This is a genomic window from Kribbella voronezhensis (assembly GCF_004365175.1).
GTDB classification, from domain to species: domain Bacteria; phylum Actinomycetota; class Actinomycetes; order Propionibacteriales; family Kribbellaceae; genus Kribbella; species Kribbella voronezhensis.
In genome coordinates this window covers 2,289,708-2,315,750 of sequence record NZ_SOCE01000001.1, presented here as the reverse complement: position 1 = coordinate 2,315,750, position 26,043 = coordinate 2,289,708, and the positions used below count along the sequence as shown (strand labels likewise).

16 protein-coding genes are annotated in these 26,043 nt (G+C 69.2%); 12 read left to right on the top strand and 4 right to left on the bottom strand.

The annotated features are described in order from the left end of the window. Positions 1–20: 20 nt before the first annotated feature. Positions 21–2,993 (top strand): helix-turn-helix transcriptional regulator, encoded by a 2,973-nt coding sequence (locus EV138_RS37950; RefSeq protein ID WP_133978170.1) that lies wholly within the window; start codon positions 21–23, stop codon positions 2,991–2,993. On the opposite strand, the gene EV138_RS10400 is transcribed toward EV138_RS37950, so the two are convergent. Continuing rightward, on the bottom strand, positions 2,990–5,131 hold the full coding sequence (locus EV138_RS10400; protein WP_133978169.1) for an MMPL family transporter: 2,142 nt from the start codon (positions 5,129–5,131) through the stop codon (positions 2,990–2,992). The genes EV138_RS37950 and EV138_RS10400 overlap by 4 nt on opposite strands. Positions 5,132–5,358: 227 nt before the next feature. On the opposite strand from EV138_RS10400, the gene EV138_RS10395 reads away from it, so the two are divergent. From EV138_RS10395 to EV138_RS38465, 6 genes are read left to right on the top strand one after another with little or no spacing between them, the layout of a single operon-like run. Continuing rightward, entirely contained in the window at positions 5,359–6,741 is a 1,383-nt protein-coding gene (locus EV138_RS10395; protein WP_133978168.1) for an MFS transporter, read from the top strand. Further along, positions 6,738–8,861: a molybdopterin oxidoreductase family protein gene (locus tag EV138_RS10390; protein ID WP_133978167.1), complete on the top strand. Its 2,124-nt coding sequence runs from the start codon at positions 6,738–6,740 to the stop codon at positions 8,859–8,861. Before EV138_RS10395 ends, EV138_RS10390 begins: the two co-directional genes overlap by 4 nt. Further along, a complete protein-coding gene (gene nirB, locus EV138_RS10385) occupies positions 8,858–12,772 on the top strand; it encodes a nitrite reductase large subunit NirB (RefSeq protein ID WP_133978166.1) in 3,915 nt (1,304 codons plus the stop codon). The genes EV138_RS10390 and nirB overlap by 4 nt, the downstream gene beginning before the upstream one ends. After that, positions 12,769–13,107 carry a nitrite reductase small subunit NirD gene (nirD, locus tag EV138_RS10380; protein ID WP_133978165.1) on the top strand — a complete coding sequence of 113 codons (339 nt, stop codon included), beginning with the start codon at positions 12,769–12,771 and terminating at the stop codon, positions 13,105–13,107. Before nirB ends, nirD begins: the two co-directional genes overlap by 4 nt. Then, positions 13,097–14,224: a uroporphyrinogen-III synthase gene (locus tag EV138_RS10375; RefSeq protein WP_202866685.1), complete on the top strand. Its 1,128-nt coding sequence runs from the start codon at positions 13,097–13,099 to the stop codon at positions 14,222–14,224. Before nirD ends, EV138_RS10375 begins: the two co-directional genes overlap by 11 nt. Then, positions 14,221–14,928, top strand: a complete 708-nt coding sequence (locus EV138_RS38465; RefSeq protein WP_133978164.1) for a sirohydrochlorin chelatase — start codon at positions 14,221–14,223, stop codon at positions 14,926–14,928. The genes EV138_RS10375 and EV138_RS38465 overlap by 4 nt, the downstream gene beginning before the upstream one ends. A 593-nt stretch (positions 14,929–15,521) precedes the next feature. Here the strand turns inward: EV138_RS38465 and EV138_RS10365 are convergent. Further along, the gene (locus EV138_RS10365; RefSeq protein ID WP_133978163.1) at positions 15,522–17,645 is read right to left on the bottom strand and encodes a DEAD/DEAH box helicase; all 2,124 of its coding nucleotides are present in this window, start codon (positions 17,643–17,645) and stop codon (positions 15,522–15,524) included. Between the two features lie 352 nt (positions 17,646–17,997). Next, positions 17,998–18,390 (bottom strand): MerR family transcriptional regulator, encoded by a 393-nt coding sequence (locus EV138_RS10360; protein WP_238158054.1) that lies wholly within the window; start codon positions 18,388–18,390, stop codon positions 17,998–18,000. Between the two features lie 79 nt (positions 18,391–18,469). Between EV138_RS10360 and EV138_RS10355 the strand changes: the two genes are divergently transcribed. The 3 genes from EV138_RS10355 to EV138_RS10345 are packed head-to-tail and all read left to right on the top strand — an operon-like array spanning position 18,470 to position 21,931. Next, a complete protein-coding gene (locus EV138_RS10355) occupies positions 18,470–19,636 on the top strand; it encodes an acyl-CoA dehydrogenase family protein (protein WP_133978161.1) in 1,167 nt (388 codons plus the stop codon). Positions 19,637–19,663: 27 nt separating this feature from the next. Further along, entirely contained in the window at positions 19,664–21,190 is a 1,527-nt protein-coding gene (locus EV138_RS10350; protein ID WP_133978160.1) for an acyl-CoA carboxylase subunit beta, read from the top strand. A gap of 42 nt (positions 21,191–21,232) precedes the next feature. Beyond that, positions 21,233–21,931, top strand: a complete 699-nt coding sequence (locus EV138_RS10345; RefSeq protein ID WP_133978159.1) for a maleylpyruvate isomerase N-terminal domain-containing protein — start codon at positions 21,233–21,235, stop codon at positions 21,929–21,931. Here EV138_RS10345 and EV138_RS10340 read toward each other — a convergent pair. Then, the gene (locus EV138_RS10340) at positions 21,914–22,999 is read right to left on the bottom strand and encodes a CobW family GTP-binding protein (protein WP_133978158.1); all 1,086 of its coding nucleotides are present in this window, start codon (positions 22,997–22,999) and stop codon (positions 21,914–21,916) included. The genes EV138_RS10345 and EV138_RS10340 overlap by 18 nt on opposite strands. 117 nt (positions 23,000–23,116) lie before the next feature. Here EV138_RS10340 and EV138_RS10335 point away from each other — a divergent pair, with 117 nt between their 5' ends. Together EV138_RS10335 and EV138_RS10330 are read left to right on the top strand one after the other, a co-directional pair. Continuing rightward, positions 23,117–24,022: an XRE family transcriptional regulator gene (locus EV138_RS10335; protein ID WP_166678545.1), complete on the top strand. Its 906-nt coding sequence runs from the start codon at positions 23,117–23,119 to the stop codon at positions 24,020–24,022. Between the two features lie 115 nt (positions 24,023–24,137). Continuing rightward, a complete protein-coding gene (locus EV138_RS10330) occupies positions 24,138–25,904 on the top strand; it encodes a proprotein convertase P-domain-containing protein (protein ID WP_133978157.1) in 1,767 nt (588 codons plus the stop codon). The last annotated feature ends 139 nt before the right edge of the window (positions 25,905–26,043 follow it).

Sequence of the window (26,043 nt, the reverse complement as noted above, 5' to 3'; positions counted from 1 at the left end):
CGGCTGGCACACTCCTCGGTGTGGACGGGACTGTGACGGCGCTGGTGGTGTCGTACGCGCCGGACGCGGGCGCGGTCACCGCACCGGCGTACGTGCGGCTGGCGGAACTGGCCGACGCCCTCCCGGACAAAAGGCTCGTACTACGGAACGCCGCGTGGCCGGTCGTGTTGTTCGACGCCCCCTCGACCGCGATCGCTGCAGCTCACGTATTGCGTGAGCAGGCAGCCGCGATTCCGGCCGGGCGACTGCTGCGGATCGCCATCCACACCGGCGGAGCGCAGCCTGCAGCGGTCCGCCATGCCGAGCAGGTGAACGAGGTCGCCAATCCCGGCCAGACCCTGCTGACCTCGCTGGCCGCCGAGGCCGTTCACGATCCGGTAGATCTCGGTGTCCACCGGCTTCGGGATCTGGGCGCCGGCGAGCGGTTGTTCGCCCTGCCGGACGGTGTGCTGGATGCCCCTCGCTCGCTGGCGGGAACGGCCAACAATCTGCCGGTGATGTTCACCTCGTTCGTCGGGCGGCGGGCCGAGCTGGGGGCGATCGCGACGCAACTGGCGTCGAGCCGGCTGATGACCTTGAGCGGTCCGGGTGGGACCGGTAAGACCCGGCTGGCGGCCCAGGTGGCAGCCGGGTCGGCGCAACGGTGGCCGGACGGGGTCTGGTGGATCGACCTCGCGGCGGTGACCGACGGCGGGTTGTTGGCCGAGCTGGTGGCCTCGACCATCGGCGTACCGGTCGGTGACGTGCGCTTGCTGGCCGGGCAGTTGCGGGACCGGAAACTGCTGCTCTGCTTGGACAACTGCGAGCATCTGCTCGATCCGGTCGCCGAACTCGTGATCGCGCTGCAGAGCTCGTGTCCGGAGATCACCGTGCTGACGACCAGCCGGGAGCCACTGGACATTCCGGGCGAGGTCGTCCGCCGGGTGCCGCCGCTGACGGTCAGCGAAGGGCCGGAGTTGTTCGTCGAGCGGGCCGGCGATGCGTTCGTGGCTGACGAGGCCGACGCGGAGGCGATCCGGTCGATCTGCCGACGGCTGGACGGGATCCCGCTGGCGATCGAGTTGGCGGCTTCCTGGCTCCGGACGCTGACGCCGCGGCAGATCGAGGCGGGGTTGGACGACCGCTTCGGACTGCTGGTGCGGAACACGCGGGGAGTCGCGGCTCGGCAGCAGACGTTGGCGGCGTCGATCGACTGGAGCTACGACCTGCTGGACGAAGGCGAGCGGAAGGTGTTCCGGCGGCTCGCGGTGTTCGCAGGTGGGTTCACGCTCGCTGCGACCCAGGCCGTCTGCGAGGACCCCGCCGTCCTGGAGACGCTCGGACGGTTGGTGGACAAGTCGCTCGTGGTCGCGGAGGAGGAGCGGTACCGGCTGCTGGAGACGATCCGCGAGTACGCCGGTACGCGGCTCGCCGAGAGCGGTGAGCTGGAGCAGGTGCGGGATCTCCACCTGAGCCACTTCCTGGGCGTGGCCGAGGAGGCCGAGCCGCTGCTCGATGAGAACCGGGACGCTTGGCGTGCCGTGATCGAACCGGACCGCGACAACTACCGGGCCGCCCTGGAACACGGGCTCACCGACGACCGGCGTACGGAACGAGGGAGACGGTTGGCCGCGGCTCTGCCGTGGTTGTGGAATCTCGGGGCCACCGGACCGGAAGGGATCGGATACCTGCGGCAGGCGATCGGCTGTGCGCCGAACGACAGGTCGTTGCTGCAGGCAAGATTGTTGTACGGGTATGCGACGGTGGCTGACACCGCCAGTCCGTTCGAGTTCGACGCTGCCGAGCGCGGCCTCGAGCTCGCTACCGAGCTCGGCGACGACCGGCTCCGCGCACGCTGTCTCGCGATGGTTGCTGTCGGCAAGATCTTCAGCGACCTCCAGCCGGCCTGGGATCTCGCCGGTGAAGGTGTCGGTCTGGCCGAGTCGATCGGCGACGACAGCGCACGGGACGCCAACCTCGCGCTGCGGTGCCAGCTGCTGGTGATGTGGGATCGCCACGAAGAGGCACGTCCGCTGCTGGAACTCGCCGCGGCCGGCCTGCTGGCGCGAGGCGAGCGCGGCATCGCAGCGAGCGTGCTCACGCTGCTCTCGGGCAGCCAGGCGGCGACCGGCGAACTGCTGCCCGCGATCGCCACCGCCGAGCAGACCCTGGCGGTCGCCGAACCGCTGGGAGACTTCCATCGGGTCGGGATGGCGCGAGCTCAGCTGGCGATGCTGCTCGCGAGGAGCGGACGGATCGACGCCGGGCTGGAGTTGCTGGAGCCGTTCGTCCGGCTCGTCGCGGAGGCCGAAGCAGTGGTGCCCGGCCTGGGGTATGCGATGGGGGAACTGCGGTTGCGCGCCGGTGAGTTCGAGTCGGCGATCGACTGGCTACGGCAGGACACCCCGACCGACGGCCCGATCGCCGAGACCTACATCCCGGCGATGATGCTTCCCGCGCTCGGGGCGGCGCTGCGCGGTGCCGGCCGCGCCGACGAATCGGCGGCCGTGCTCGACCGGGCGGTGCGGCTCAGCCGGCGTTTCATCCTGCCGCGGCCGTTGGCGGACGCGCTGGAGCAGCAGGGCTACCTGGCGATGGAGACCGATCCGGACAAGGCGGCCGAGCTGTTCCACGAGGCGCTGACCCTCCGCGTCGACCACGGCCTACGCCTCTACTGGCCGGACAGCCTGACAGCGCTGACCGCGTTGGCCGAGCACACCAACCGCCCCCTCGACACCACCCGGCTGGCCGAACTGAGCCTCGACGAAGCGGTCGCCTACGTACGCCGTACGCGCGGCTCCCGTGGCCGCCCGTCCACCGGCTGGCCCAGCCTCACCCCCACCGAACGCGAGGTGGTCGCCCTGGCCGTCGAAGGCCTCAGCAACCCCGAGATCGGCGCCCGGCTCTACATGAGCCGCGGCACCGTCAAAACCCACCTCGCGCACGTCTACGCCAAACTCAACGTAGCCAACCGCACCGAACTGGCCGCGCTCGCGGCCGCACGCCCCGGCTAGTCGGGCTGGTCGGCCTTGGCCAGTTTGCTCGGCCACCAGATCGTCCGGCCGATGTCGTAGGAGAGGGCGGGGACGAGCAAGGAGCGGACGATGGTGGTGTCGAGCAGGACGCCGAAGCCGACCATGAACGCGATCTGCGCCAGGAACAGGATCGGTACGACGCCGAGCGCGGAGAAGGTGGCTGCCAGGACGACACCGGCGGAGGTGATCACGCCGCCGGTGACGGCCAGTCCGGTCAGGATGCCCGGCCGGGTGCCCTGCTCGATCGACTCCTCCCGGACCCGGGTCATCAGGAAGATCGAGTAGTCGATGCCCAGGGCAACCAGGAAGACGAACGCGTAGAGCGGGATCGACGCGTCGGCGCCGGGGAAGTCGAAGACGTGGTTGAACACCAGCGCGCTGATCCCGACGGTCGCGCCGAACGAGAGCACGTTGCAGACCACCAGCAGGATCGCCGCGACGACGGAGCGCAGCAGCAGCATCAGGACCACGAAGATCACCGCGAGGATGGCCGGGATGATCACCTTGAGGTCGCGGTTGCTCGCGTCCATCACGTCGAGGTTGATCGCGGTGTTGCCGCCGACCAGGACGTCCGGGCTGACCTGGTCCAGCTCGGTGCGCAGGTGCTTGACCACCTTGGTCGCGTCGGGGGAGTCGGCCGGGACCTTGAGCGTCGCCTGCACCAGCACCTTGCCCGCCACGATCTTCGGCGGCACGCCCGGTGCGGTCGAGGCGGACGCGGACGCGACCCCGTCGACCTTCATCGCCGTTTCGACGACCCTGGCGGCCTGGTCCTCGCTGGTGAGGATCTGGACCGGCGTACCGGCGCCGGCGTCGAAGTGCTTGGCCAGCTCTTCCTGGCCGGTGACGGACTCGACCTTGTTCAGGAACAGGTCCTCCTGCGAGATGCCCTGCGCCTTGAAGGTCGGCAGGAAGGCGCCGCAGGCGATCAGGGCGAGTGCGGAGACCGCCCAGACCTTGCGCGGGCTGCGGCCGACCAGGCCGGAGACGCGACCCCATAGCTTGCGGCCGCCGACCTGGTCCTTGGCGTGCACGTGGTCGACCCGGGGGATGGCCGGCCAGAAGATCCGGCGGCCGAAGGCGAGCAGGATCGCGGGCAGGAAGGTCATCGCGGAGACCAGGGCGCCGGCGATGCCGATGGCGCCGACCGGGCCGAGGCCCTTGGTGCTGCCGAGCTGGGACAGCAGCAGGCAGAGCAGGCCGAGGATCACCGTCGCCGCGCTGGCGGCGATCGGCTCGATCGAAGCCCGCCAGGCGACCCGCATCGCCTCGTACTTGCTCTCGTAGTCGTGCAGCTCTTCCTTGTACCGCGAGACGAGCAGCAGCGAGTAGTCGGTCGCGGCGCCCACGACGAGGATGAACAGGATGCCCTGACTCTGGCCGTTCAGCTCGATCACGTTGTTCTTGGCCAGCGGATAGACCACCGACGCCGCCAGGGCTAGTCCGAACACCGCGGTCAGCAGGACGGCGATCGGCAGCACGGGGCTGCGGTAGACGATCAGCAGGATCACGAACACGACGGCGAGCGCGACGCCGAGCAGGATCCCGTCGATCCCGCCGAAGGCGGTGACGAAGTCGGCGAACACCCCACCCGGACCGGTCACGTAGACCTTCAGCCCGGTCGGCGTGAGCGACTGCTTGATCTCGCCGCGCATCTCGTCGGCCACCGCGAACAGCGCGGTCTCGCCCGACTTGACCACCTCGGTGAGGCGGTCGCTGTTCAGCTCGAGGGTGATCAGCAGCGCCTTCTTGTCGGCCGACGGGATGATCGTCCTGGCCGGCGCGGACAGGTACTCACCGATCGTCTTGCCGTCACCGAGGTCGAGCGACGGCACCTTGGCGAGGAAAGCGTTCGCCTTCGCCAGGTCGGCGGGGGTGATGCCGCTGTCGCGCTCGATCAGGACGAAGTACGGCAGGGCCTTGGAGTCGATGAACTTGGCCGACTCGTTGTTGACCAGCGTGGACTCGGCCTGTTTCGGCAGGAAGTTCGCGTTGTCGTTCTCCTGCACCTCGCTCAGCCGTCCGACCGTCGGCCCGCCGATCGCGCCCAGCAGCAGCCAGCCGATCAGCACCGCCGCGATCCCCGCCCGCCACGCCCAGCGCCGGTTGTTCCGCACCCTCGTCCCCTATCCCTCGGTTGACGGCACAGTACCCACTCGCTCCGACAGCATCGTGCAGCGGTCACCCGGTCGCCGCCGACCCGGGCCGCCGCCACTTCTCTCACCGGCCCGTGGGCGGTGTGCGGGAGCCGTTTCGACGGCGTAACAACGAGATGACCGCTCGGAAACACCCCGGTCATAGCTTCTTGAGCTAATCAGACAGGTCGGATGATCGGAGACGAACGATGACGCTCGAGGCTCGACCTGGGGTCGCAACCCCGCGCGAGGTGACCGGGGCGGTGGGCACGGTCGAAGCGCCCCGCCGGGGCCGCTGGATCGACGTCTGGGACCCGGAGGACGCCGAGTTCTGGGCGGCGAAGGGCCGCCGGGTGGCTCGCCGCAACCTGTGGCCGTCGATCTTCGCCGAGTTCCTGGGCTTCTCGGTCTGGCAGCTGTGGAGCATCGTGGTGGTGTCGCTGCCGGCCGCCGGCTTCGGTTACAGCACCGACCAGATGTTCTGGCTGGTCGCGCTGCCGAGCCTGGTCGGCGCCACGCTGCGGCTGCCCTACACGTTCGCCGTACCGAAGTTCGGCGGCCGCAACTGGACGATCGTGTCCGCGTTGCTGCTGCTGGTCCCGACCTCCGGGCTGGCGTTCTTCGTCAGCCGGCCGGACACCCCGTTCTGGCTGATGGCCCTGGTCGCGGCCACCGCGGGCGTCGGCGGCGGCAACTTCGCCAGCAGTATGACGAACATCTCCTTCTTCTTCCCCGAGCGGGACAAGGGCTTCGCGCTCGGGCTGAACGCGGCCGGCGGCAACCTCGGGGTGGCCGTGGTCCAGCTGCTGGTGCCGATCATGATCGTCGCCGGCGCGGGCCTGACGCTGAACCGCGCGGGGCTGATGTGGCTGCCGCTGATCGTGCTCGCCGCTGTGCTGGCCTGGCGGGTGATGGACAACCTGTCCGCCGCGACCTCGTCGTTCCGCGCCTCGATCGCGGCGGCGAAGCGGCCGCACACCTGGGTGATCTCCTTCCTCTACATCGGCACCTTCGGCTCGTTCATCGGGTTCTCGGCGGCCTTCCCGCTGCTGATCAAGACGACCTTCCCGCACATCACGGTGGCGCACATCGCCTTCCTCGGTGCGCTGGTCGGCTCGGTCTCGCGGCCCTTCGGCGGCAAGCTGGCCGACCGGATCGGCGGCGCCAAGGTGACGGTGACGGCGTTCGTGGTGATGGGCGTCGGCATCCTGTCAGCGATCGCCGCACTGCACTCCGGCAGCTTCACCTGGTTCCTGCTCAGCTTCCTGGTGCTGTTCGTCGCCAGCGGCGCCGGCAACGGCTCGACGTACCGGATGATTCCGGCGGTCTTCCGGCAGACGACGCTGGATCTGGACGGCAAGCCGGAGCCGGTCCGGGCCCGGCGCGAGGCGGCGGCCTGTATCGGGATCGCCTCGGCCATCGGCGCGTACGGCGGCTTCTTCGTACCGCGCGGCTTCGCGATGTCCACCGGGCACTACGGCTCGCTGGTACCGGCTCTGTACAGCTTCTGCGGCTTCTACGTGGTCTGCCTGGCCCTCACGTACTTCTGCTACCTGCGTCGGGGTGGCCCGCTCAGCCAGGAGCGCGTGTGACCGCTGTAGACACTCACTGCCCGTACTGCGCCCTGCAGTGCGCGACGACTCTGCACCCGGTCGAGAGGCCGGGTGCAGTGGCCGTGCAACCTCGCGAGTTCCCGACCAACCGGGGCGGACTGTGCCGCAAGGGCTGGACGGCACCCGAGGTGCTCACGGTGCCGGACCGCCTGACGAAGCCGCTGGTCCGCAACGCCGCCGGCGACCTGGTGGAGACGAGCTGGGACGAGGCGCTCGACTTCGTTGCCGACCGCATCCGCTCGCTGCAGACGGCGTACGGCGATGACGCGGTGGCCGTGTTCGGCGGTGGCGGCCTCACCAATGAGAAGGCCTACGCGCTCGGCAAGTTCGCCCGGGTCACGCTGCGGACGTCGAACGTGGACTACAACGGCCGCTTCTGTATGTCGTCCGCGGCAGCTGCGACGAACCGTGCCTTCGGCATCGACCGTGGTCTGCCCTTCCCGCTGACCGATCTCGGCGGCGCCGGCGCGATTTTGCTGGTCGGCAGCAACATTGCCGAAACAATGCCGCCCGCCGTCGCGCACTTGGACGCGGCTCGGGCCGCTGGTGGCCTGCTCGTTGTCGACCCACGCCGTACTGCGACGGCCGGGCTGGTGGACGAAGGCGCCGGCGTACACCTGCAGCCCACGCCGGGCACTGACCTGGCCCTGGTGCTCTCGCTGACGCACGTGGTGCTGCAGGAGGGACTGGCAGACACCGCGTACCTGCAGGAACGGACTGACGACCCTGACGGCTTGTTCCGGTCCACGGCCGGCTGGTGGCCGGAGCGCGCCGAGCGCGTGACCGGCGTACCGGCTGTCACCATCCGGCAGGCGGCGCGCCTCCTGGCGGCAGCTGCGCCCGTACATGGTGGTGCTGGGGCATTCATCCTCACCGGGCGTGGCGCAGAGCAGCACAGCAAGGGCACTGACACCGTCACCGCCTGCATCAACCTGGCTCTCGCGCTAGGCCTGCCTGGGCGGCTAGGCAGCGGCTACGGCTGCATCACCGGCCAGGGGAACGGCCAAGGCGGCCGCGAGCACGGTCAGAAGGCGGACCAACTACCGGGCTACCGCAGCATCGCGGACCCGGCCGCACGCGCCCACGTGGCCGGTGTGTGGGGAGTGGACCCGGACGACCTGCCGGGCCCGGGCCGGAGTGCTGTCGAGCTGATCAACGCCCTCGGTACGCCGGAAGGCCCGCGGGCGCTCCTGGTCCACGGCAGCAACCTGCTGGTGTCTGCGCCACGGCTCGCCTCAGTGCGGGAGCACCTCGCCGCGCTGGACCTGCTCGTCGTCGCGGACGTGGTCCCGTCGGAAACCGCCCTGATCGCCGATGTGGTCTTCCCGGTCACGCAGTGGGCCGAGGAGGACGGCACGATGACGTCGCTGGAGGGACGCGTACTGCGACGCAGGGCGGCCGTGACGCCGCCTGGTGAGGTGCGCAGCGACCTGGCGATCTTCGCAGGACTGGCCGAGCGGCTGCGCCCGGCGACTCCGTTCTCCACCGATCCGGCCGAGGTCTTCGAGGAGCTTCGCCTCGCCAGCGCGGGCGGCATCGCGGACTACGCCGGGATCAGCTGGGCGAGGCTGGACGCCGACGAAGCGCTGTTCTGGCCCTGCCCGGAGGAGAGCCACCCGGGCACACCACGGCTGTTCGCCGACCGCTTCGGTACGCCGGACGGCCGGGCGCGGGTGATCGCGGTCGACCATCGGCCGGTAGCCGACGACCTCCGTGGTGAAGCGCCGCTCTACCTGGTGACGGGCCGCCTTCTGCAGCACTATCAGAGTGGCGCGCAGACCCGCCGCGTGGTCGAGCTCGCCGAGGCCGAGCCGGAGGTGTTCGCCGAGATCCACCCGCGGGTCGCCGCGCAACTGGGGGTCTCGGACGGCCGGCCGGTGCGTTTGACGACGGCGCGGGGCTCGATGGTGCTCCCGGCGCGCGTGACGACCGACGTACGGCCGGACACGGTGTTCGTGCCGTTCCACTTCGGTGGCGAGGGCAGCGTGAACGAGCTGACCAACGATGCGCTGGACCCGGTCTCGAAGATGCCCGAGTTCAAGGCTTGCGCGGTCGAGCTGGCCGCCGCGTCCCTGTCCGCAAAGGGGATTCCGGCATGACCGAACGAGTGGTGATCATCGGCGCGGGGATGGCGGGCACCCGGCTCGCCCAGCTCCTCGACGGCCGGTACGACGTACAGCTGCTCGGCGACGAGGGCTTCTACAACCGCGGCCGGCTCACCGAGTACGTCGCGGGTCGCGCGGCGGAACCCGTGGTGGACAAAGCGAATCCGGTCACGGCTGTGGCGGTCGATCGCGCAGCGAAGGTCGTGATCGCCGAAGATGGCCAGCGGATTCCTTACGACCGGCTCGTGTTCGCGACGGGTGCCGAGCCGGTCGAGCCGCCGGCGCTCAACGGTTTCCGGACGCTGCGGACCGCCGACGACGCGATCGCGATCGTGCGGGCTGCTGAGCACGTACGCCGGGCGGTGATCCTCGGCGGCGGGATACTCGGCGTGGAGACGGCCTGCGCCCTGCGCGAACGTGGGGTTGCGGTCACCCTGATCCACGACGGTGAATCCCTGCTGGACAAGACGATCCGGGCGACAGCCGGCCGACGGATCACCAGGGCCGTTCGCCACCTCGGTGTCGAGGTGCTGCTGAACACGACGATCGCGAGCACCGAGGTACGGGACGGCAGCTTCCGGTCCGCCCAGCTGGCCGGCGGCGGGGTTGTCTTCGGTGAGTTGCTGATCGCGGCCTGCGGGGTCGAACCGCGAGCGGCGGTCGCTGCGGCCGCCGGGCTTCCGATCGGGTCGACCGGCGGGATCGTCGTCGACCACACGTTCACTACTCCGGTTGATCCTGACGTGCATGCGATCGGCGACTGCGCGGAGTGCGAAGGGCGAACGACCGGAACGGTCGCCGGCGCCTGGGACCAGGCGGAGATCCTTGCGCGCCACCTGGCAGCCGAAGAAGTGGAGCCGGGTCCGGGCGATGAGGTCATCCGGCTGACCGCCGGTGGGCTGGACGTGCTCGTGCTCGGGAGCGAAGCCCCTGGTGGAGAGGTCGTCCAGCTGGACGACGACAAGCGATTCGTGCGGGCGGTGATCCACGAAGGCGTGGTGCGGTCCGCTGTGGTGGTCGGGGCGCCGGAGGTGGCGGCCGAGTTGGTGCTGCTGGCGGACCGGCGTACGCAGGTCGCCGCCGATCTGTTGTTCGCGGCCCCCGAAACCCCGAAGAAGCGACAACTGACCGTCTGCCGGTGCAACGGCGTGACGCGGGCTGCCATCGAGGCGGCCTGGCAGGCGGGTGCCGACAGCGTGGCCGGCATCGCGGCGAAGACCAGAGCGACCACCGGGTGCGGCAGCTGTACGGGGGCTGTCGGCAACCTTCTCGACCGGCTCCGGCGCGGCGAGAGCGAACCCGTCCCGACCAGGAGGGCAACCATGACAGAGCTGAACAAGGCCCGGCACTTGGTGATCGTTGGTGGCGGCATGGTCGCGCACCGGCTGGTGGAGGCGTTGCGCTCCCGGGACACCGCCGTGGACTGGCGGATCACCGTGCTCGCCGAAGAGCCGCGGATGCCGTACGACCGGGTGGCTCTGACCTCGTATTTCTCCGGCCGTGACCCGCAGGACCTCTCCCTGGGCGACCCCGAGCTCTGGGACGACCCGGCCGTCACGTTGCGCAAGGGCGTCACCGTGACCGCGATGGACGTCGAGGCCAAGACGGTCCGGACCTCGCGCGACGAGGTGATCGCGTACGACGAACTGGTACTTGCCACCGGCTCCTACGCGTTCGTGCCGCCGATCAAGAACAGCGACGTGAACGGCTGCTTCGTCTACCGCACCGTCGACGACGTCGCCGCTCTGCGCGTGTACGTCGAACGGCTGCGGGCCGAGGGCAAGGATGTCAACGGGGTCGTGGTCGGTGGTGGTCTGCTCGGCCTCGAGGCGGCAGGTGCGCTGCGGGCGCTGGGTGCGAAGACGAAGGTGGTCGAGTTCGCGCCCAGGCTGATGGCGTTGCAGGTCGACGAAGGCGGCGGCAGCGCGCTCGCGCGGCTGATCCGCGATCTCGATATCGAGGTGCTGACCTCGACCCAGACGACCCGGGTGAAGACGACGTCGCAAGGCGCTGCCAAGGCGATGGCCGTTGCCGACGGCCCCGATCTGCCGGCCGACGTGGTGGTCTTCGCGACCGGTGTCCGGCCGCGCGACGAACTCGGACGCGCGAGCGGCCTGGAGATCGGCGAACGCGGCGGCGTCGTGGTCGACGACACCTGCCGGACCTCGGTACCGGGCGTCTGGGCGATCGGCGAAGTGGCCTGCATCGAGGGCCGGGTGTGGGGTCTGGTCGCCCCGGGCTACGCGATGGCCGAGATCGTCGCGGACCAGTTGCTCGGCGGCGCGGCGACCTTCCCAGGTGCCGACTCGTCGACCAAGCTGAAGCTGCTCGGCGTCGACGTCGCCAGCTTCGGCGACGCGTTCGGCGCGACCGAGGGTGCGCTCGACATCGTGTACGCCGACCCGGTCGCGGGCGTCTACAAGAAGCTCGTCCTCTCCGACGACGCGCGGACGCTGCTCGGCGGGATCCTGGTGGGCGACGCATCGGCGTACTCCGGGCTGCGCCCGATGGTCGGGCGGCAACTGGGTGCCGACCCCGCGTCGTACCTGCTGCCGGAGGGTTCGCAGCCGGTGCAGATGGAGCTTCCGGACGATGCGCCGGTCTGCTCCTGCAACAACGTCTCGGCCGGCACGATCCGGTGCGCGGTTCGCGAGGAGGGCTGCGGGGACCTCAAATCGCTGTGTGGCAAGACCAAAGCCGGCACCAGCTGTGGCTCCTGCCTGCCGATCGTGAAGAACCTGCTGAACTCCGAACTGGCCGCGGCCGGTGTCGAGGTCAGCAAGGCGCTCTGCGAGCACTTCGCGTTGTCCCGCGCGGAGCTGTTCGACGTCGTCCGGGTGACCGGGCTGCGGACGTTCAGCGAGATCGTCGAGCGGCACGGCACCGGTCGCGGCTGCGACATCTGCAAGCCGGTGGTGGCCTCCATCCTGGCCAGCCTCGACCCCGCCGGGCACGTGCTGGACGGCGAACGCGCCACCCTGCAGGACACCAACGACCACGTGATGGCCAACATCCAGAAGGACGGCACGTACTCCGTCGTGCCGCGGATCCCCGGCGGCGAGGTGACGCCGGAGGGCTTGATCGCGATCGGCGAGGTGGCCCGGGACTTCGGGCTGTACACGAAGATCACCGGCGGCCAGCGGGTCGACCTGTTCGGAGCCCGGATCGAGCAGTTGCCTGCGATCTGGAAGCGTTTGGTCGACGCCGGCTTCGAATCGGGGCACGCCTACGGCAAATCGTTGCGAACCGTGAAGTCCTGTGTCGGCTCCACCTGGTGCCGGTACGGCGTCCAGGACTCCGTCGGGATGGCGATCGCACTGGAGTTGCGGTACCGCGGGTTGCGGTCGCCGCACAAGCTCAAGCTGGGCGTCTCCGGGTGTGCCCGGGAGTGTGCCGAGGCGCGCGGCAAGGACGTCGGCGTGATCGCCACCGAGAACGGCTGGAACCTGTACGTCGGCGGCAACGGCGGCATGACGCCGCGGCACGCGCAACTGCTCGCGTCCGACCTGTCCGACGACCAGTTGCTACAGGCAATCGACCGGTTCCTGATGTACTACATCCGCACCGGCGACCGGCTGCAGCGGACCGCTGTCTGGGTGAACGAGATCGAGGGCGGGCTGGACCACGTCCGCGACGTCGTGCTGAACGACAGCCTCGGCATCGCGGCCGACCTCGACGCGGCGATGGCCAGCCACATCGACTCCTACGTCGACGAATGGCAGGCGACCTTGCAGGACCCGGAGAAGCTGGCCCGGTTCGTCTCGTTCGTGAACGCCCCCGACCAACCCGACGCCGACCTGCGCTACGTGGTCGAACGCAACCAGCCGCGGCCGGCCACGCCGGCAGAACGCGGACAGATGGAGCCGGTCCTGCTGGCCGGCCCCCGACTGGAGGTACGCCGATGAACACCCTCACCGCCGTGGCGGTCTGCTCCTATGACGTGTTGCTGCCCGAACGCGGGGTCGCCGCGCTGATCGGGGAGCGGCAGATCGCGCTGTTCCGGACCCACGACGGCGCGGTGTACGCCCTGGACAACCACGATCCGGTCAGCGGCGCCAACGTGATGTCCCGCGGCATCGTGGGCAGCCGCGGCGACGTACCGACCGTAGCGTCGCCGATGTTCAAGCAGGTGTACGACCTGCGCACCGGCCAGTGCCTGGACGATCCGGACGTCACCATCCCGGCGTACGAGGTACAGGTCGTCGACGGACAGGTGCTGGTGAGTGCCGGTGAAGAATAGGCCGGGCCCGCTGAGCGGTTGCACCCTCGCGGTGACCGCTCATCGCCGGGCCGACGACCTGATCGCCTCGTTCGAACGGCGCGGTGCGAAGGTGCTGCACGCGCCGACCCTGCAGATCGTGCCGGCGCCGGACGACCAGACGCTGATCGAGGCGACCCGGCGGGTGATCGCGAACCCGCCGGACGATGTGGTGGTCACGACCGCGGTCGGGTTTCGCGGCTGGGTCGAGGCGGCAGACACCGCAGGGTTGGCAGCGGATCTGCTGAGCACGCTGGAGCAGTCGCGCCTGCTTGCGCGTGGGCCCAAGGCGCGCGGGGCGATCCGCGCGGCTGGGTTGGTGGAGCACTGGTCCGCTCGATCGGAGACGACGGCCGAGGTCGTCGAATGGCTGCGGGACCAGGGGGTTTCCGGGCGCAAGATTGTCGTGCAGTTGCACGGGTTGTCGGACCCGGCGCTGATGGATGCGTTGCGGTCGGCGGGCGCGTCGGTGCGCGGGCTCGAGGTCTATCGATGGGGGCCGGCGCCTGATCCGGCCGCGGTGGAGCGGGTGATCGGGCAGATCTGCGCCGGCGCGGTCGATGCCGTCGTCCACACGTCGGCGCCTGGTGCGCAGGCGTTGCTGGATGCTGCTGTCCTAGCCGGGCAGTACGACGCGTTGGTGACAGCGCTTCGGACCGGGCGGGTGCTCAATGCCTGTGTCGGGCCGGTGACAGCTGCGCCGTTCCAGGCGTTGGGGCTGGAACCGCTGGTGCCGGACCGGTACCGGCTCGGTGCGCTGATCCGGATCGTGACCGATCGGCTGACCGACGACAACGCTCGATCGATCGAGACGGCCTTTGGGCAATTGGTGATCCGCGGCGGCGCAGCGGTGCTGGACGGCGAAGTGCTGCCGCTGGGACCCGGGCCCCGCGCAGTACTGGCTGCTCTGGTTGCGGCTGGTGGCGATGTGGTGTCGCGCCCGGACCTGCTGGCGGTGCTGCCTGGTGCGGAGGACGTCCACGCCGTCGAGGTGACGGTCAACAGACTCCGTACTGCGGTTGGCCGGCCTGAGTTGGTGCGAACCGTAGTACGCCGCGGCTATCGCTTGGCCGTCGAACCAGTGGGGATGACGACATGACCAGCACTCCTGATCTGATCGCCGCCGCGCATGGGACGGCCGATCCTCGTGGTATCCGTACAGTGCACGCGTTGGTCCGGGAGATGGGGCGGATTCGGCCTGAGGTGCCGATCTCGTTGGGCTTTGTGGACGTCGACACGCCGGCTCTTCCTTCACTGGTCGACCGAGTTGTTGCCGATAGCAACCAGGCGGTCGTCGTACCGCTCCTGCTCAGCAGCGGCTACCACGTTGCCGTCGACATTCTCGGCCAGGCGTCGCGCCATGCAGACCAGGTGACCGCCGCGGCCGCCCTCGGCCCCGACCCCGTCCTGGCCGACATCCTCGCCGACCGCCTCGGCGATCTCAGCGCCATCGACCACGTCGTACTCGCGGCGGCCGGTTCCTCGAACCGCCGCGCGCTCCTCGACTGCTCGGCCACCGCCGCCCTCCTCGCCGAGCGCATCGACCGCCCGGTCGAGGTCGGCTACGTCTCCGGCGCCGGCGAACGCCTCCCCGCGGTCCTCGCCCGCACCCCCACCCGCACCGCCGTAGCCACCTACCTCCTCGCCCCCGGCGCCTTCGCCGACCACATCCGCCGCCTCAGCGGAAACCACCCCGTCAGCACCCCCCTCGGCCCCGACCCCCGCCTAGCCGCCCTAGCCCTAACCCGCTACGACGCCGCACTCGCTCACGCGCGCACTGGCGTCGGTACCGTCGGCCGGTGACGCAGTCCCAACGCGACGACTCTCGGCGATAGTTCGTGGCAGTGAGTTGCTAAATACGCACTTCTTCACAGTAGGCGACGCTAACTACATAGTTCTTCCTCCTAAGAAGTGAGGGATTTCCGCCGGTGGCTGCTCCTGTACTTCGGGTGCGGGTTGTTCGGTCAGTTGATGAGCTACCTGTGGCTCCGCCCTCCACGACAACCACGGATTACCTTGCCTACTCGGGATCGCGCTGGGCTTCCTATTCCTCCCACCAACTAAGGACGACTCACAGCCCTAGGTCACGTTGAATTTCTCCAGCCGGCCGGTGAGTAGGAAGAGGAGGACCGGAGAAGGAACGGCGTCTTACCCGGAGCCCGGCTCGGTCGAGTTCGGTAGGTGGAAACTTCTCATCTCTATATGCAAACTTCTTTCCGGCGAAACGGCCGACACCCCATCGGACACGCGACGCGCTCCACGTGAGAAGGGCCGACACGCGTCGGGCACCTAGCACCGCAACGAGGCGGATGCCCGCGAGCTTCAGCGGCGACGGAGGAGTCGCGTCTCGGGGTGGGTGGGTCGAGCGCCGTCGTAGGAGGGGCGATGCGGGCGTACTACTTGTTGGTGAGGGCGTTGGTGAGGAGGGCTGCTAGGGCTTCTAGTTGGAAGTCGGCTGACGACGCCACTTCTTCGTCCGAGCCGTCGAGGGCTCGGGCGGCCAGGCCGGCCTTGGCGTCGATGAGGTCGGCGATTCTGGTGTCGATGGTTTGGGCGGCGATGATGCGCCAGGCGGTGACCGGCTCTTCCTGGCCGATGCGGTGGACGCGGTCGATCGCCTGGGTCTGCTCGGCGTTGGTCCAGGAGAGTTCGGCGAGGACGACGTTGGAGGCGACCTGGAGGTTCAGGCCGACGCCGGCGGTGAGCAGTGAGCAGACGACGATCGAGACCTCGGGGTCGTTGACGAAGGCATCGATGTTCTGTTGCCGTTTGCGCGACGTCTGGTCGCCGCGGATGGAGGCGTAGCGGATGCCGCGTTCGGTGAAGATCCGCTCGGCGACGTCCATCACCTCGATGTGCCGGGCGAAGAAGACGACCTTGCCGACGTTGTGCGCGAGTTGGGCGGCGTAGTCGGCGGCCAGGCCGGCCTTGGCGTTGCCGATCCGGTTGAGCAGGCTGAACACGTTCTCGCCGGTCTTCGCCGCGTCCTTGTCGGCCCGTTCCCAGCCCGCGACCTGGCGGACGAGGTCGTGGTCGATGCCGTCGACGACGGCGCCGGAGTTGCGGGTCGCGAGAGCGGTCTCGTACCGCGCGACGAGGCGGTCGGCGAGTTCGCGCTCGGCCTGCCGGATCGAGTGGCCGACAGCGCCGTCGAGTTCGACGGGCAGGTCGGCGATACGACGAGCGGGGATGTCAGCAGCCACGTCGACCTTGCGTCGCCGGACGATCCCCTGGTTGATCACGCAGGCCCGGGCCGCGGCGTAGAAACCGGGATCGGCCGGCGTCAGGCCGGTCTCTTCGAGCGCCTCCATCAGGATGCCGCCCGGACCTTTCTCGTCGATCCAGCCGAGGAACTGCCAGATCGCGGTGAAGTCCTCGATGTCGTTGATCAGCGGCGTCCCGGTGAGCGCCATCAGCAGCGGCCGCGCGGTCCTGCTGCGGATCCGCTCGGACAGCTGGAGCACGTTCCGCGAGCGCTGGGACTTCTTGTTCTTGATGAAGTGCGCCTCGTCGACGACCATGCCGCGGAAGCCGAGGTCGCCGAGCCAGCCGACGTGCCGGTCGAGCACCTCGTAGTTGACGACGACGATGTCGGCGAAGCCGTCGATCGTGTCGCCGTCGCCGTGGATCACGGTGGCCTTCTTCTGCGGCGTCCAGATGGCTGCTTCGCGGGCCCAGTTGGTCTTGACGACGTTCGGTACGACGACCAGCAGCGGGTAAGCGTCAGCGGCATGGGCAGCCAGCAGTGCCTGAGCCGTCTTGCCCAGACCGGGCTCGTCGGCCAGCAGGAACGTCCGATGACCTGCAGCGGCCGCGGCGACCAGTTGCCCCTGGTGCCGCATCAATTCGAGACCGGGACTGAGCCGCACGAAGCCGGGCTCGGGCAGCGCCTTGCTCGCCGAGGCGGCGGCGTACTCGAAGGACTTGAGCAGTGGGGTGATCAACTCCCACCCGGCCAGCCGGCGCGCCTTCGGCTTCGGCGGCGGGGCGGCCGAGAAGTCGGGAGCGAGGAAGGGGTTGGCGAGCTGCCGCTGGACGACCGACTGCGGGACGACCCGGCGTACGGGTGCGGCGGTTTCCGTCGGCTCGGCGGGCGCGGGCTCTTCGGCGGGCGGCTCCTCACCGGCGGCGATCTGCATCTCGCGCTTGAGCGTCACGGCCGCGGGGGACATCACCGCGTCCTCGGCGAGCAGCACGAGCAGCGAGGTGTCGCGGGCGGCCGACTTCGCGAGGATCGTCGCGACGCCGTCCAGGCGCCGGAGCTGCTCGTCGCGGTAGGCGTCGCCGGAGGTCGTGTCGGCGTTCACCCGGGCGCGCTCCTCGCGCACCAGCAGGGCGACCACCTGGAACTTCGTGCGGACCGAGGGGCGCACGTTGCCGCGCTCGACGGCGGCCTCGACCTCCCGGACGGCTTTGGCCAGCACCGGGATGAGGCCGTCGGAGTCGGTACTACGGCCGCGACGCCGACGTCGGGATGCAGTACCGGTAGCGCCGGACTGGCGCTGGCCTTGACGGGCCAAAGAATCTCCTCTGCAGGGCCATGACACGTTCGCCATGGCGGAACGGCAGCACCACACGCGACGACCCCGCCGCTGGAAGGGCCGCAGTACTGGCCTCTCGGCAACGCAGCTGAGCCCCACCGCTTCTGCGAGCAATCAACGAGCCGGAAACCGAGGCGGTCGTCGTCTCGAACCGACGGCCACACGCTACCGGCCGTCAGCGCCGGCCAACCACGAACAAGCCACCACTGGACGGCCGACGTCGCCAGGGGGATGTTGCCAACGCTTGGTGCTGCGCCAATACTAGCGCGTCACCAGCCCACGCAGTACTCGTGATCGGGCGTGCCTTCGACCTCCGTACGGCGTGTCGCCCTCACCGGCCGCGCAGAGCCTGCAGGTCGGTCTGGCAGCGCCTTTCGACCTCGGCGAGTTCGCGCAGGGTTTCGTCGATGTCGCGCCGGCGTTGCTCGAGCTCGGCGCGCCGGGTGCCGATCTGGTTGAGCAGGTAGACCAACTGGCCTTCCTCACCCGGCTCGGCGTCGTACATGTCGACGATGGTGGCGATCTCGTCGAGGCTGAAGCCGAGCCGCTTGCCGCGCAGGATCAGGCCGAGCCGGACCCGGTCGCGGGGGTGGTAGACGCGGACCGTGCCGCGGCGCTCGGGGTTGAGCAGGCCGCGGTCCTCGTAGAAGCGGATCGTGCGCAGGGTGACGTCGTACTCGGCGGCCAGTTCGGCGATCGACCACGTCTGAGCTTCGAGAGTCACCGGCTCATTGTGCACACACCCGATCATGCTTTACGTTTACGTAAGCGTCAATCACCGGGTGATCCAAAAGGGGAGAGGCATGTCGTACGAGCTGTCCGAAGAGCACCGCGAGTTCCGCCACAGCGTGCGCGACTTCGCCCAGGCCGAGATCGCCCCGCACGCCGCGGAGTGGGACCGCAAGCACTACTTCCCGACCGAGGTGGTCCAGAAGATGGGTGCGCTCGGCCTGTTCGGGCTGACCGCCCCGGAGCAGTACGGCGGCTCGGGCGGCGACTTCACCAGCCTCTGCGTGGCGATCGAGGAGATCTCCAAGGTCGACCAGTCGATGGGGATCACGCTCGAGGCGGCGGTCGGGCTCGGCATCAACCCGATCCTCACCTTCGGCACCGACGCGCAGAAGGACGAGTGGCTGCCGGACCTGGTCGCCGGCCGGCGGCTGGCCGGGTTCGGGCTGACCGAGCCGGAGTCGGGTTCCGACGCGGGAGCGACCAAGACCCGCGCAGTACTGGACGGTGACGAGTGGGTCATCGACGGGTCGAAGCAGTTCATCACCAACTCCGGCTCCTCGATCACGTCGCTCGTCACGGTCACCGCGCGGACCGGTGAGAAGGCCGACGGCAGGCCCGAGATCTCCACGATCATCGTCCCGACCGGTACGCCAGGGTTCGTGGCGGAGGCGGCGTACGACAAGCTCGGCTGGCATGCGTCGGACACCCATCCGCTGTCGTTCAGCGGCTGCCGGGTGCCGGCCGCGAATCTGCTCGGCGAACGCGGCAAGGGGTTCGGGCAGTTCCTCGCGACGCTCGACGACGGCCGGGTCGCGATCGGCGCGGTGGCGCTCGGCTGTATCAAGGCCTGCCTGGAGATGTCGGTCCAGTACGCCGGCGAGCGGAAGACGTTCGGCGTACCGATCGGCCAGAAGCAGGGCGTCGCCTTCCAGATCTCCGATCTCAAGGTGATGGCCGACGCGGCCGAGTTGCTCGTCTACCGGGCGGCGGCGCTGAAGGACGCGGGCGCGCCGATGAAGGAGTTCAAGCAGGCGGCGGCCGTCGCGAAGCTTTACGCGACCGAGTCCGCGGTGACCGCGACCCGGATCGCCACGCAGGTGTTCGGCGGCTACGGCTTCATGGAGGAGTACCCGGTGACCCGGTTCTACCGGGACGCGAAGATCCTGGAGATCGGCGAAGGCACGTCCGAAGTCCAGCGGATGCTGATCGCCCGGGGCCTCGGCCTCCCGGTCGAGTGACAGACTCTGTCTGACTAGGGAGGCCGCATGAGGGATCACTGGACCGAGGTCAAGGTCGCTCGCGAGGCGACGCTGGCTCCGCCGGAGAAGGCGGCGGCCAAGCTGGCCTCGCAGAACAAGCTGTACGTGCGGGACCGGATCGCCGCGCTCGTCGACGAGGGCAGCTTCGTCGAGGACGCCCAGTTGGCGAACGCGCTGAACCCGGGCCTGCCCGCGGACGGCGTGGTCACCGGCCGGGCGCTGGTCGACGGCCGGCCGGCGTTGCTGGTGGCCAACGACCCGACCGTCAAGGCTGGTTCCTGGGGTGCCCGGACGGTCGAGAAGATCGTCCGGATCACCGAGGTCGCGCTGCGCGACGAGCTGCCGATCTTCTGGCTGATCGACTCCGCCGGCGCCCGGATCACCGACCAGGTCGACCTCTTCCCTGGTCGACGTGGTGCGGGCCGGATCTTCCACAACCAGGTCGCGCTGTCCGGCAAGGTGCCGCAGATCTGCTGCCTGTTCGGCCCGTCGGCCGCGGGTGGCGCGTACATCCCGGCCTTCTGCGACCTGGTCATCATGGTCGACGGCAACGCGTCCATGTACCTCGGTTCGCCGCGGATGGCCGAGATGGTGGTCGGCGAGAAGGTGACGCTGGAGGAGATGGGCGGCGCCCGGATGCACACCACGGTGTCCGGCTGCGGCGACCTGCTCGCGGCCGACGACACCGAGGCGATCGAGCTGGCCAAGCAGTACTTCTCCTACCTGCCCGGATCGTGGCAGCACCGGCCGCCGTCGTACGACGCGTCGGAGGCGGGCCGTCCCTTCACCCGGGACCTGGTGCCGGTCGAGGAGAGCGTCGGCTTCGACATCCACGACGTGATCGACGCGCTGCTCGACTCGGACACGTTCTTCGAGCTCAAACCGGCGTACGCGCCGGAGCTGGTGACCGGGTTCGGGCTGCTCGCGGGGCAGGTCGTCGGCATCGTGGCGAACCAGCCGGCCGTCAAGGGCGGTGTGCTGTTCGTCGACTCCGCGGACAAGGCGGCCCGGTTCATCTGGCTGTGCGACGCGTTCAACGTGCCGCTCGTCTACCTCTGCGACGTACCGGGCTTCATGATCGGCTCCGAGGTCGAGCGGGCCGGGATCATCCGGCACGGCGCGAAGATGATCACCGCGGTGTCCGAGGCGACCGTGCCGACGGTGTCGGTGATCGTCCGGAAGGCTTATGGTGCGGGGCTTTACGCGATGTGCGGGCCGGGCTTCTCGCCGGACGCCTGTATCGCGTTGCCGACGGCAAAGATCGCGGTGATGGGCCCGGAGGCGGCGATCAATGCCGTGTACTACAACAAGATCCAGGAGATCGCGGACTCCGGCGAGCGGGTCGAGTACGTCTCCAAGCTGCGCGAGGAGTACGAGACCGACATCGACATCCTCCGGCTCGCGGCCGACCTGGTGATCGACGCGATCGTCGAACCGGAGAACCTCCGCAACGAGCTGATCGCCCGGCTGGCCGCCGCCCAGACCAAGGACCGCCACTTCTCCACCCGCCGCCACGGCGTACCCCCGGTCTGAGCTCACTTGGCTTTGGCGTGGCCAGGGGTCTACGTTCGTCGTATGAGGGCGCCGGAGCGAGGGGCACTGCCGTTGCGGCTGGCTGCGACTTTGGGCCGGACGTACGGACGACTGACGGAAACCGTGCAGGGGTTGGCGGATGAGGACTTCGCCCGGCCGACGCGCTGCGAGCAGATGGCGGTCGGGCCGTTGCTCGTCCATCTCCTGTACGACGCCGAGCGGGCACTGACCGCGTTCGCGTCGCCCTCGACGAGCGAGCCCGATCGCGATTTCGTCAGCTACTGGAAGGACTTCCCGGCCGGCTCCGGGTCGGATCCGAGCTTCGTCCAGGTGGTCGCATCGGCGTACAAGAATCCCTCCCGGAGCCTCGTCGGACATTGGCGCGAGGTGTCCGAAGCCGCCGTACGGGCTGCCGCGGTGGCCTCGGCCGACAAGCATCACCTGGTCCAGACGCAGGGGCACGTACTGCGGATCGGCGACTTCGTGGCGACGCTGGTGACGGAGGCGACCATCCACCATCTCGACCTGACCCTCGAACTGCCGGACGCTCCCGAGCCGGACCCCGAGGCTTTGCAGGTGACGGCGCGAACCCTCGACGGCTTGTTCGGACCGGAGGCCTGGGACGTGATCGCCTGGGACACCACGACCTATGTGCTCAAGGCAACGGGTCGCCTACCGCTCGACGACCAGGACCTGGAGATGCTCGGCGACCACGCTTCCCGGCTACCGCTGATCGGGTAGCACACCGGCGAAAGGGTCGTCGAGGGTTTGCCAGTCGAGTGAAGCGAGCTCCAACTCGGTGAGGAGACAGGCGTCGAGGACGGACTGGAGTCGGGCAGGATCGAGGCCGACGCCGGTGGCGACGACGGTGCACTCGGCGAGGTGCTCGGTGTCGGCCCATTCGCCGAGCGTGCCGAGGGAAGCGCTGTAGCCGGCTGATTCCCAGCGGACGCGCTGGGTCGGACGGTTCGCCAGCCACATCACGCCGCGGCTGCGGACGACGCCGTCGACGATGTTCTCGAGCGCGTCGTTCAAGCGAGCCGGGTGCAGCGGCCGGGTCGAGCGCCAGAGCACGGTCGTGACTCCGTCGCCGCTCGGCTGCAGGCGATCCTGAGCCGCGAGGTCACCCGCCCAGGCCTCGGCCGCCGCGAAGTCGAACCGTTCCGTCCTGGCGACCGCCTGCGTCGGCACCCCGGCTGGATCCGCGTCGACCACGGTCGTACGTGGATTGAGGTGCAGCAGGAGGTTGTGCAGGCGTTCGGGAGTCGCCGCGCGGTGAGCGTTCGCGAGCACGCAGACATCGGCGTACTCGATCTGCCGCGCGGTCACCTCGGCCACGTTCCGCCGGTCGGGCAGGCCAAGGGCGAGACCGCGCTCGGCCAGCAACTCGTCGCCCGACAACTGCGCCACCAGGAGCACCGCGTCGACCACGCAGGTGACTGTGTCGACAGCCACCTCCGGCAGCGTCGCCACCAGCGCAGTCGCCAACGACCGCGCTTCCATCGCAGGCGGAGCAGCCAGTACTACGTGTTGCCAGTGCTCGCGTGCGATCAGGGTCTCCAGCAGGGGGAGCAGCGATTCGATCAACTGGCACGAGCCACAGTCGTCGTCGACCGTGAACTCCCCGGCGTCGATCGGTCCGGAGGCGTCACTCACCTGCCACGACAGGACTCCGCGCGTGGTCAGCTCGTCCTGACCCACCACGATGGCGACCGTGCCGGCGTCGATCATCGAGGCCAGGACGGGGTCGCGAAGGGTTGTCGAAAGCCCGACGAGCAGGGTCAACGGGGTCTTGCGCTGGGCGGCCATGCTCCGAGTATATGAAAATCATTTTCATCAGTCCAGTCGGGGCGCAGTGGCGCATCAGTTAACAGTTAAGGCGCTGATGCCTTCCCCGCGCTCAGCGTGCTCACTACTGTGCGGACTATGCCGGAGCCCTTGGAACAGGCCGACAGCGAGTTCGCGGCAGTTCTGCGCGCGGCGATCCGGGCGCGCGGCCTGGGCCTGGAACGGATCCGCGATCGGCTGCGGGCACAGGGAGTCTCGGTCAGCCTCGCGACGCTCAGCTATTGGCAGTCGGGGCGCTCACGGCCGGAGCGGCGCGAATCGATGGCGGCGGTCGAACTGCTGGAAGGCGTGCTGGAGTTGCCGGCCGGAACCTTGCTCGCCTCGCTGGGACCGCCGCGGCGCCGCGGTCGATGGTTGAGCACCGTGCCCGTCTCGCCCGACGTGGCTGCCTTCTGGCCGCAGCCCGACGCGGTGGAGGCGGCGGTCAGTGAGGTCGACATCAAGTGGGACGAGCGGCTGACCAGGATCAGCCAGCACGACCGGGTGTCGGTCGGCGCTGACGGGGGCGAGCAGTCGTACCACTCCCGGCAGGTCCTGCGGGCCGAGGCGGACGGTCCGGATCGCTGGGTCGTGATCATGCACCTGGACGAGCACGATCGCCCGCTGCCGACCATCAATCCGCTCCGGCACTGTCACCTGGGCCGGACCGTACTGCGGCCCGCCGACGGGCTCCTGGTCGCCGAGTTGCTGTTCGACCGGCCGCTGCGCAAGGGCGAAACCGTGATCACCGAGCACGAACTGGTGAATTCCGAGCCCTGTCCGCCGGCGGGCAACTACGAGCGGAAGTTCCGGTTGCCGGTGCGCGAGTTCGTGCTGGAGATCTGCTTCGATCCGGCCCGGCTGCCGGGCGGTTGTGAGCGGTATTCCCAGTTGGACGAGGCCGACGAGATCGCCGTGGCGGTGGAGCCGGCCGAGTCGGTGCACGGGGTCGCGCTGAATTTCGGCCCCGGCCGGTACGGATTCCGCTGGGACTGGCAGAAGTGAACTGTTGACCGCGGCAACTTAACTGTGAAAGGCGAGCAACTGATTTCGGTCTCCCGCATTCGTTCCTAGGGTCGCTTCACCCCCTGCTTTCTCTAGGAATACAAGGAGAACCATGATGTTCTGGCGCAGAAGGCCCGTCGCGACGATCGGTGGAGCCGCGGTCGTTGCGACCATCGCCTGCCTAACCCCCCTCGGTGGTGCGGCGCTCGCGGCGCAGCCGTCGCCTCCAGCCCTTTCCCAGCAGGACGCGCTGCATCGCATCTCGGAAAGGTTGGCGCCGGATTCGGCCCAGGCCGGCCGCTGGATCGAGAACGGCAAGCTGATGGTTGCCGTGGTCAACGAGCAGGAGGCAGCCCAGGTCCGGCAGTCCGGCGCCACTCCGAAGCTGGTGAAGCGCAGCCTGACCGACCTGCAGCTGTTGCTGGCGAAGGTCGACAAGCTCGCCCGGGCGGAACGCCGTACCGGTTTGCAGAGTTGGGGGATCGACCCGGTCAGCAACAAGGTCGTGGTGCGGGCCAGGGCTTCGTTCCAGCAGCGCGGCGCGTACGGAGCCATCCGCGGACTCGGCGAGGGCGTACAGGTGGTCACGGTGACCACGCAGCTCCAGCAACAGTCCGGCGAAGTGAACCCGGGGGATCCGTGGTGGCCGGGGAGTGAGAGCAACTGTTCGGTCGCCTTCCCCGCGACGGATGCGCAAGGTGGCAAGCACTTCGTGACCGCGGGGCACTGTACGAACGACGCGAACCAGGCGGCGTACGGGGCGAGCGGTCAGACCAACAAGCTCGGTACGTCGAACGTCGGTGGCACGCACAGCATCAATACCCGCGAGGGTGACATGGGTGTTGTCGACGTGACCGAGGCCGGCTGGACGATCTCGCCCGCGGTGAACACCTGGGGGCAGCCGGCCGTCACGGTAACCGGTTCGGCTGACGCGATCGTCGGGGACGCGGTGTGCCACTCGGGCAACACCGCGCCCAACTGGGAGTGCGGCACGGTCACGGCGGTGAATCAGACGATCGACTACGGCAGTGTGGTGATCGACGGGCTGTCGACGACCAACGCCTGCTCGGAGGGCGGTGACTCGGGCGGTGCGTGGCTCCGCGGCGACAAGGCTGTCGGCGTCCACTCGGGTGGCAACAGCAGTTGTGCCGCCAACGACCCGGGCAACTCGATCTTCCAGCCGGTCAACGAGGCGCTGGCCAAGTGGAACCTGACGCTGCTGACCGGCGGCGGCACTCCCGGTGACACCGAAGCGCCCACCGTTCCGGCGAACCCGCGCTCGACCGGTACGACGGCCAACAGTGTCTCGCTGGCTTGGGACGCCTCGACCGACAACGTCGGCGTCACGGGGTACGACGTCTACAACGGAACCACGCTTGCCGCCTCGGTGGCCGGCACGGCTGCGACGATCGGCGGGCTTGCCGCTGACACGAGCTATTCCTTCACCATTCAGGCGAAGGATGCTGCAGGCAACAAATCTCCAGCCGGCGCGGCGGTGACTGCGCGGACCCAGCCGGGTGGTGGCGATCCCGGTGGACGGACCTTCAGCAACGGAACGGACTACCCGATCCGCGACTTCCAGACGACGGTCAGCACGGTCCGCTCCACCGCCACTGGTCGCGCCGCCAGCCCGATGAAGGTGACGGTCGAGGGCAACCACAGCTGCCTGGAAGACCTCAACATCAGTCTGGTCTCACCCAGCGGCCGCTGGTACTACCTGCAACGGTACGGCGGTACGACGTGCCACCCGCTGCCTGCCAGCAAGACCTACGACGTCACCCCGACCGGCACCGAGAACGCAGTCGGCACCTGGACCCTCCGGATCGGCGACAACGGCCCCGGCGACACCGGAACGCTGACCAACTGGTCGATCACCCTCTGAACACCCGTCGAGGCGCCTACCGCGGGTAGGCGAAGGCAGGCACCGGGGCGTCGCGGGCGCCGTCGCCCGGTGCCTGCCGATTCGCCCGCATCCCGGCGAAACTCCCGCGCGAGGGGACTGTCGGTCTGGTAGGCAAGAG

Bases quoted from the DNA above. Each gene is read 5' to 3' on its own strand.
- EV138_RS10395 (WP_133978168.1), top strand. From the start codon at position 5,359: ATGACGCTCGAGGCTCGACCTGGGGTCGCAACCCCGCGCGAGGTGACC.
- nirB (WP_133978166.1), top strand. From the start codon at position 8,858: ATGACCGAACGAGTGGTGATCATCGGCGCGGGGATGGCGGGCACCCGG.
- nirD (WP_133978165.1), top strand. From the start codon at position 12,769: ATGAACACCCTCACCGCCGTGGCGGTCTGCTCCTATGACGTGTTGCTG.
- EV138_RS38465 (WP_133978164.1), top strand. From the start codon at position 14,221: ATGACCAGCACTCCTGATCTGATCGCCGCCGCGCATGGGACGGCCGAT.
- EV138_RS10355 (WP_133978161.1), top strand. From the start codon at position 18,470: ATGTCGTACGAGCTGTCCGAAGAGCACCGCGAGTTCCGCCACAGCGTG.
- EV138_RS10350 (WP_133978160.1), top strand. From the start codon at position 19,664: ATGAGGGATCACTGGACCGAGGTCAAGGTCGCTCGCGAGGCGACGCTG.
- EV138_RS10345 (WP_133978159.1), top strand. From the start codon at position 21,233: ATGAGGGCGCCGGAGCGAGGGGCACTGCCGTTGCGGCTGGCTGCGACT.
- EV138_RS10340 (WP_133978158.1), bottom strand. From the start codon at position 22,999: ATGGCCGCCCAGCGCAAGACCCCGTTGACCCTGCTCGTCGGGCTTTCG.
- EV138_RS10335 (WP_166678545.1), top strand. From the start codon at position 23,117: ATGCCGGAGCCCTTGGAACAGGCCGACAGCGAGTTCGCGGCAGTTCTG.
- EV138_RS10330 (WP_133978157.1), top strand. From the start codon at position 24,138: ATGTTCTGGCGCAGAAGGCCCGTCGCGACGATCGGTGGAGCCGCGGTC.